Genomic DNA, 7,865 nt, shown 5'->3' on the forward strand with positions numbered 1-7,865 from the left:
CCGTTTAACGCGTTCCTGATCGCACAGGGACTCGAAACTCTGAGCCTACGCGTAGAACGCCACGTGGAAAACGCCCAGAAGGTAGCGACGTTCCTGGAAAACCACGACCAGGTCACACACGTCAACTACGCAGGACTGGAATCCAGCCCGTACAACTCACTGGCCAAGCAGCTTCTGCCCAAGGGAGCCGGAGCCGTGTTGTCCTTCGATATCGCCGGCGGATACGACGCTGCTGTGAAATTTGTCGATGCATTGGATCTGCACTCGCACGTTGCAAACATCGGCGATGCTCGTTCCTTGGTCATCCACCCAGCATCAACCACGCACTCTCAGCTGAGCGAAGAAGCACAAGCGAAGTCGGGTGTGAACCCAGCGCTGGTCCGCTTGAGCGTAGGACTTGAAGGTGTGGACGACATTATCGCGGACTTGGAGAAGGGCTTTGCGGCCGCACGCAGTTAAGAGCCCGCTCACACACGGGGCCGACGGTACCGTGCGCACATGTTGCATTGGGGATTTCGTCACAGAGAACGGTGACGTGATCCCCGATGCCCACATCGCGTTTGAAACGTTCGGGACGCTCAACGCTCAAGGCACCAACGCGATCCTCATTGAGCACGCGCTCACAGGTGACTCGCACGTCACAGCAGGTGCTTCTGACACGTCCGGCTGGTGGGAAGACGTGGTTGGGCCTGGCAAAGCGATCGACACCCGCGAGTTTTTTGTCGTGTGCACCAACGTGCTTGGTGGATGCAACGGCTCCACCGGACCCAGCACACCTGTCGACGACATTGAACTGGGTGCGGCATTTCCACAGGTCAGCATCCGCGACATGGTGCGAGCAGAAGCGCTGGTTGCTGATGCGTTGGGAATTGAGCGGTTCTACGCGGTTGTAGGCGGGTCCCTGGGTGGGGCGAGGGCCACGGAGTTCGCAGCCACCCAACCCCACCGTGTTGAACGAACAGTGGTGTTGGCCGCCCCGGCGTACTCATCGGCTGACAACATTGCGTGGGCACACACGCAGTTGCAGGCCATCCAGCTGGACCCCAATTACCACGGAGGCAACTACGCTCACCACAGCGTGAAGCCCCTGTACGGTCTGGGACTCGCGCGCCAGATTGCCCACCTGACATACCGCAGCGGTGATGAACTCGACGGCAGGTTTGGGCGCGAACACCAACCGTCCATGCCCGGCTACTACCAGGTGCAAAGCTACTTGGACTACCAGGCTGGAAAGCTCGTTGGCAGGTTTGATGCCCAGTCGTACTGCGTGCTCACCCGGGCACTCAGGGACCATGATGTTCGCCGAGGTCGTTCCCAGCTGACCGTGCCCGGCCTCCATGTGGTGTCTCTGTCCTCTGACCGGCTCTATCCGCCCAGCCAGGTCAAAGAGCTGGCTGGGCTTGCCGGGGCCCACTCGTACACGGAGGTCGAAACCGACGCAGGCCACGACGGGTTCCTTACAGAATCCGCAGAAGTGAGTAAGATCCTCCGCTCAGTATTGGGCTAAGCAGGTTCTAGGACTTCTTTTTCTTGGCCCGGATGATGCGCTCATCGATGGGGTAGTCGGTGCGTGAACGTGCTTGGCGTGCATGAGCCGTCGCTTCATTCTGACGCGCTGCCTCCTGGCCCTCAGAAATCTGGGTACGCCGGTGCTCACTGGTGAAGCCGAACATGTCCGCAAGGTCCTGTGCGTTTTGTGCAAGCTTGCGGCACAGTCGGCCAATCGTGGGCTCGACCATGCGTGCCCGGGCCATGGACAAGCGGCCGTACATCACGTGCCACCCAATGTGTTCGTGAATGAGGGTCAGTCCGTACAGGTCACGGATGCGTCGCAGCATCTTCGCTTCATCCGGGTGCTCCGTTGTGTCAATGGCACGCAGCCGCGCAGTGAGAGCCTTCCACTTCAGTAGGTGGATGTATGCTTCTGCGGTCTGGATGAGCTGATGCTGGTGGGCGTTAAAGAGATCCGCTGCAGCCTGGCGATCCATTTTGGCCGCTGGGCGCAGCTTCTGGGCGAGGTCGGAAAGCATCGAGTCGACCCTGCTGGAAAGAAGCGCTTCTTGCAACTGCCCGGACCTGATGCGTTTAGACGCAAGTGCGGGCGTGAACAGATCGCCGATGGTACGACCCATGCTGGCAATACCCGAACGGTAGAGCGAGTGCTCAGCGGCCTGGTGAGACAGGTACCTGGCGGCACCACCGAAGTCGATGTCTTTGAGCTCGCGTGAGTAGTCTTGCAAAAGGCGTTTGCCAACAAGCTGGAGCAGAACTGTGTTGTCGCCTTCAAAGGTGACGTAGACATCGAGGTCGTGGCGCAGTCCCACTAGGCGGTTGTCCCACATGAAACCGGCCCCACCGCAGGCTTCACGGCACTCCTGAATGGTGTCCAAGGCATCCCACGTGGATACAGCTTTGAACCCGGCGGCCTGACTCTCCAACAACTGCCTGGTGGCTTCCGGTGGTGCTTCACTACTGAATACTTCGTCGAAGGTGTCAAGAAGGTTTTCGTGCGCCACGGAGTTTGCCCACGCTTTTGCGACCAGTGGCATGAGTCTGCGCTGGTGCTCACCGTAGTCCATGAGGTGCACGCTTTCTCCAGGCACCCCGCCTTCGAACTGTTTGCGGTGCACGGCGTACCGCAGAGCAATATCGAGGGCCAGTTTGGACGCGACTGTCGATGCCCCGTCAAGAGACACGCGACCCATCACTAGGGTTCCCAACATTGTGAAGAAACGTTTACCGGGGGAGTGAATCGGCGAAGAGTATTCGCCGTCTTCAGCCACGTGGCCGTAGCGGTCGAGGAGGTTTTCGCGGGGTATCCGTACCTGGTCGAAACCAAAACGTCCGTTGTCGACGCCTGCCAGCCCTCCCTTGTAACCGTCGTCTTCGATTGTGACGCCCGGCAACGGTCGTCCTCCCTCAGAGCGCACGGGAACGAAGAAAGCGTGGACCCCGTAGTCGATGCCGGAGGTGATGAGGCGGGCGAACACAACGGCGGCCTGTGCGTGAGCTGCCGCGTTTCCGATGTACTCCTTGACCGCTTGCCGGTGTGGAGTGTGGATCACAAACTCTTGTTTCGCTGGGTCGTACGTGGCGGTCGTGTCCACGTTGGCTACGTCGGACCCGTGTCCAATTTCTGTCATTGCGAAGCTGCCCAAAAGTTTTCCTTCAAGAGCATCTTTGAGCCAGCGTGCGTGTTGTTCTTTGTTGCCGAGGTGGTGAATAGCCCCGCTGAAAAGCCCGTATTGCACGCCGGCCTTGATCTGAATGCTTGGTTCTGCCAAAACCAGTTCTTCAAATCCCGCTACGTATGATGCGTAGTCTTCGGGGCCACCCAAGTGCTTTGGCATCGAAAGTGTGGTGAATCCTGCGTTGGCAAGTGCGACCACGCCTTCAAGAGTTGCTTGGCGTTTACGTTCAAGGCTCCATTCGGGCTTGAGCCGAAGAGCTGAGTGAGCGGCAAATTCGCGACCCTTTTCTCGTACTGACGCGCGATCGCCCTCGAGGAACCGGCGCAAGTAATCAACGTCAACAGACAGCGGAGCTTTAGCATTCATGATTGTTTTCCTTCAACATCGTTGGTCGCAGGGGCGCTCTTCCACAGCCACGTACTCAAATGAGTCGCAAAGGTGTGCGGGTCAGTAGGATTGGTGAGCCACTCGTCGGTACACGCGCGCACAAAGCCCAGCGCACCTCGGGCCCACATGTATTGCTCTGGCTGGGTGAAGTTCATCCGCGCGCAGAGCAACTGGGCGATTGAGTCGAAAAAGGTCTGCTGGCCCGTCTGATTGGTGACACCACGGTCACAAAAGCGGTAGACATGTGGCCTGCTTGATGCGAGGTCCACGAACGCAGTGATCATGTGAGTGAGGGCTTCTCGCGGGCTCATGTCAGGTGTGGCGGCCCGATCGAGTTGTTGGGTAATGACCTTCATCGCCCATTTGCCCATGTCGTCAACGAGGCCGGCTCGGTCCCCAAAGTATCTGTACAAGACAGTCTTTGACGTGCCCGTGGCTTCACAGATTTGGTCCATTGAAGCGTCCGGTCCCAAATCGGCAACGGAGTGGCGCACCATTCGAAGCAGTTCACGGCGTCGTTCTCTTCGGTGTGCGTCCCACCGCAGAGCACGTCCGTCCTGTGTGACAGATTTCATGTAACTGACAGTATCAGGTACTGTCAGTTACAGATAATTTTCGCGCTTCTAGGAGGTAACGTGAACCGTCGCGCAGCAATTCTTGGTGGAAACCGCATTCCCTTTGCCCGCTCAAACAAGCAGTACGCTCACGCATCTAATCAAGACATGCTCACCAGTGCGCTCGACGGACTGGTCGCACGGTTCGGACTGGCCGACAAACGCCTCGGAGAAGTAGCCGGTGGAGCCGTTCTCAAGCACTCAAAAGACATCAACCTCACACGGGAGTCCGTCCTGGGATCCGCACTGAGCCCTACGACGCCAGCGTTCGACCTGGGGCAGGCGTGCGCAACAGGCCTCGAAGCCTGCGTGAGCATTTCCCAGAAGATCCGCTTGGGACAGATCGAGTCGGGGATTGCAGGAGGAACCGACACCACCTCGGACGCGCCCATTGTCGTCAGTGAAGGACTGCGCGAAAACCTCCTCGCGCTGTCCCGCGCCCGCACAATCCCTCAGAAACTGCAGGCCATTGCACGGATTCGCCCACAAGACTTTGCTCCAGTTGCCCCAAGCACGGCCGAGGCGCGCACCGGCCTGAGCATGGGTGAACACCAAGCGCGCACGACCGCACACTGGGGTATTACGCGAGAAGCTCAGGACGAGCTGGCCCTGGCTTCCCACACCAACATGGCTGCGGCGTGGGACCGCGGATTCTTCGACGATCTCGTGACCCCATACTTGGGTGTCACCCGCGACACCAACCTGCGTGCCGACTCCACGATGGAAAGCCTGGCAAAACTCAACCCCGTTTTCGGGCGCAACCTGGAAACAGAGGCCACGATGACCGCAGGAAACTCCACCCCTCTGACCGACGGGGCATCCACCGTACTTTTGGGAAGCGAAGAGTTCGCGGCTGAACTGGGAATCGAACCCCTGGCATACCTGGTTGACGCCGAGGCTGCCGCAGTTGACTTCGTTGAAGGCGAAGAGGGACTTCTGATGGCTCCCACATACGCAGTGCCACGCCTGCTTGCTCGCAGCGGGTTAACCTTTGAAGACATCGACGTATTTGAGATTCACGAAGCGTTCGCATCCACCGTCCTGTGCCACCTTGCGGCATGGGAAAGCGAAGAGTTCTGCACGCAGAAGCTGGGACTTGACGCGCCTCTTGGAACCGTTGACCGCGCGAAACTCAACCCCAACGGATCGTCCTTGGCAGCCGGCCACCCATTCGCCGCTACTGGTGGCCGAATCGTGGCACAAACCGCAAAGCACCTGAAAGAAACCGGACAGAAGCGCGCCCTCATCTCCATCTGTGCTGCAGGTGGACAGGGAGTTGCCGCAATTGTGGAAGCAGACTAGGAGTTGCACATGGTTAAAGACACCTACCTCAATCTTGCAAACGGTGCACTTGCGCCGGTCGTGAAAAAGCTCGGTCTTCCGCAGCCCGTCCCGTTGCGCCGATTCAACGTAGCTGGCGGTTCCGGTTTCACCAAAGATCCTGTTCTGGTGCTCGGGGACTCTGCGGCTGACACGGTTGCTGAGCTGCTCCTTGAGAACGGCTTCTCGGTACACCGGTCTGCAGACCCCAGTTTTAAATACCAGGGAATCATCGCAAGCTTCATCGACGCGCAGAGCCCCGACGACCTCGGCGACACGGTTCTCCAAATCTCACCAGCGCTTAAGCAGACTGCCCGCTGTGCACGTGTGGTTGTTCTATCGCGTGCGCCTGAAGGTGAACAGCCATCGGTTGACGCAGCACGTAACGGTGTCACCGGGATTGTGCGTTCAGTCGCGCACGAAATGCGATACGGAGGCACGGCCAACGGAATTGTGCTGGGTTCAGGTGTTGACGTGAACGCCGCGTCTGTCACCGGAGCTCTGTGGTTCTTGCTGTCCGCCAAGTCAGCCTATGTGTCAGGTCAGTTGCTCACCGTGGGAGACGACCGGGGACAGGCTGTGACGTCGGATGAGTTTGACGGTGTGCGTGAGAACGGACCGCTTGCAGGCAAGGTCGCGGTAGTGACAGGAGCTGCGCGGGGGATCGGTGCCGCAATTGCACGCACCCTGCACCGCGACGGCGCATACGTGTACGGCGTTGACGTGCCGCAAGCTGGGCAGGCGTTGGCTGCAACGATGAACTCGGTTTCCGGAAAAGCGATCCACCTGGACATCACCGCAGAAGACGCAGCGGCCAAAATCGCGCAAGCAGTGGGCAAGCCCATCGACATCCTCATTCACAACGCGGGAATCACGCGAGACAAGCTGCTGGCCAACATGGACACCAGCCGGTGGAACTCAGTGATCGCAGTCAACATCGAGTCGCAGTTGCGGATGAACGAAAAGCTCACCGAACTTGGGGCGTGGGGAAGCCAGCCGCACGTCGTTTCCCTGGCATCCACCTCGGGCATTGCGGGTAACCGTGGGCAGACCAACTATGCGGCGTCGAAAGCTGGCGTGATCGGCATGGTTGCCGCCTCCCAGGACAAGTTCGCTCAACTTGGCGGTTCCATCAACGCGGTAGCACCCGGATTCATCGAAACCGACATGACCGCCAAAATGCCCACGCTGACCCGCCAGGTGGCGCGACGCTTGTCGAGCCTGCAGCAAGGTGGATTGCCCGAGGACGTCGCAGAAGCGATCGCGTTCTTGGCCTCACCTGCGGCAACCGGCGTGAATGGTCAGACGCTGCGCGTGTGCGGACAGAACATGGTAGGTGCGTAATGGGTTCGACACTTAACGTTTATGGCCGTGCTGTACTGGGTACAGTCAAGAAGCCAAAGCCGGGCCCCGTGCCTCAGCGGACACTGACGCGCACAGTGACCATCGACCCTGATGCAGTGGCGCGTTTCAACACGGTAACTGAACTGCCCGTCAACAACGACGTGCCCGCGCCATATCTGCACACGCTGGGGTTTGGCCCCAGTCTTGAGCTCATGACCGCTCCAGATTTCCCAGTGCCGGTCTTGGGCATGGTCCACGTGTACAACCGATTCACACAACACGCCAAAGTGCCCATGGGCGCGGAGGTGACGTTGCAGATTTCGGTGAGCCGACCTCGGGCGCGGGACGCTGGAAGCGAACTGGACGTGATTGTTCACGGTTCCGTTGACGGCAAGGCTGTGTTTGAGGACGTGTCCACGTACTTTGCGAAGAAGACCAAGCTTCCCGAGGCGGATGAGCCAGCGCCTGCCCGCCGCCTGGATCTGCCGGAGGGTAGTGCGGTTGCTACGTGGACGTTCCCGGCGGGGCTGGGGGAGAGGTACGCGCGCGTGTCAGGTGACTACAACGTCATTCACTTGAACAGCCTGATTGCGAAGGCGTTCGGGTTCCCACGGACGATTGCGCACGGAATGTACACGGCTAGTAAGGCATTTGCGCAGTCTGGCGTGAGTGCCGAGGCGTTCGTGTGGGACGTGCAGTTTGCGAAGCCGATTTTCTTGCCTGGGCGTGCGAATGTTGTCGTTGACAGGACTGATGGTGTCCGCGTTGGTGTGGTGCGGCCGAAGGACGGTGCGCCACACCTGGTGAGCCTGGTGCGAGATGCCTGATGTGGCTGTGTGACGCACGTCATTCATGACGTGTTGGCGTCGAGTTGTATAACAGTGCGTGAACCGTGTACAGTATCTTTCGTTGCCCGCGCGGGTGGCGGAATAGGTAGACGCGCTAGCTTGAGGTGCTAGTGCCCAATTTATCGGGCGTGGGGGTTCAAGTCCCCCTCCGCGCACAAATG

General features: G+C 59.3%; 7 protein-coding genes and 1 tRNA gene. 6 read left to right on the plus strand and 2 right to left on the minus strand.

Going from position 1 to position 7,865, the window contains the following annotated elements:
• The coding region (locus tag HMPREF0183_RS07570) for a PLP-dependent transferase (protein WP_005884646.1) at window positions 1-459 on the plus strand (459 nt) is incomplete at its 5' end.
• Window positions 440-1,507 (plus strand): homoserine O-acetyltransferase MetX, encoded by a 1,068-nt coding sequence (metX, locus tag HMPREF0183_RS07575; RefSeq protein WP_005884648.1) that lies wholly within the window; start codon window positions 440-442, stop codon window positions 1,505-1,507. The genes HMPREF0183_RS07570 and metX, both read left to right, overlap by 20 nt.
• Window positions 1,508-1,514: 7 nt before the next feature.
• Here the strand turns inward: metX and HMPREF0183_RS07580 are convergent, their stop codons facing one another.
• Together HMPREF0183_RS07580 and HMPREF0183_RS07585 are read right to left on the minus strand one after the other, a co-directional pair.
• Complete coding sequence (locus HMPREF0183_RS07580) at window positions 1,515-3,557, minus strand: acyl-CoA dehydrogenase family protein (RefSeq protein ID WP_005884650.1); 2,043 nt, start codon at window positions 3,555-3,557, stop codon at window positions 1,515-1,517.
• Window positions 3,554-4,153, minus strand: coding sequence for a TetR/AcrR family transcriptional regulator (locus HMPREF0183_RS07585; RefSeq protein ID WP_040348567.1), 600 nt, complete (start codon window positions 4,151-4,153; stop codon window positions 3,554-3,556). Before HMPREF0183_RS07585 ends, HMPREF0183_RS07580 begins: the two co-directional genes overlap by 4 nt.
• 60 nt (window positions 4,154-4,213) lie before the next feature.
• On the opposite strand from HMPREF0183_RS07585, the gene HMPREF0183_RS07590 reads away from it, so the two are divergent.
• The 4 genes from HMPREF0183_RS07590 to HMPREF0183_RS07605 all read left to right on the plus strand — a co-directional run bounded on the left by HMPREF0183_RS07590 (window position 4,214) and on the right by HMPREF0183_RS07605 (window position 7,859).
• Window positions 4,214-5,494, plus strand: a complete 1,281-nt coding sequence (locus tag HMPREF0183_RS07590) for an acetyl-CoA C-acetyltransferase (RefSeq protein ID WP_005884654.1) — start codon at window positions 4,214-4,216, stop codon at window positions 5,492-5,494.
• A 9-nt stretch (window positions 5,495-5,503) separates the two neighbouring features.
• The gene (locus HMPREF0183_RS07595) at window positions 5,504-6,856 is read left to right on the plus strand and encodes a 3-oxoacyl-ACP reductase (RefSeq protein ID WP_005884655.1); all 1,353 of its coding nucleotides are present in this window, start codon (window positions 5,504-5,506) and stop codon (window positions 6,854-6,856) included.
• Window positions 6,856-7,683, plus strand: coding sequence for a MaoC/PaaZ C-terminal domain-containing protein (locus tag HMPREF0183_RS07600; protein ID WP_005884657.1), 828 nt, complete (start codon window positions 6,856-6,858; stop codon window positions 7,681-7,683). The genes HMPREF0183_RS07595 and HMPREF0183_RS07600 overlap by 1 nt, the downstream gene beginning before the upstream one ends.
• A gap of 88 nt (window positions 7,684-7,771) precedes the next feature.
• Window positions 7,772-7,859 (plus strand) — tRNA-Leu (locus HMPREF0183_RS07605).
• Window positions 7,860-7,865: the final 6 nt, after the last annotated feature.

Origin of the sequence: Brevibacterium mcbrellneri ATCC 49030 (assembly GCF_000178455.1) — a bacterium.
GTDB classification, from domain to species: Bacteria; Actinomycetota; Actinomycetes; order Actinomycetales; family Brevibacteriaceae; genus Brevibacterium; species Brevibacterium mcbrellneri.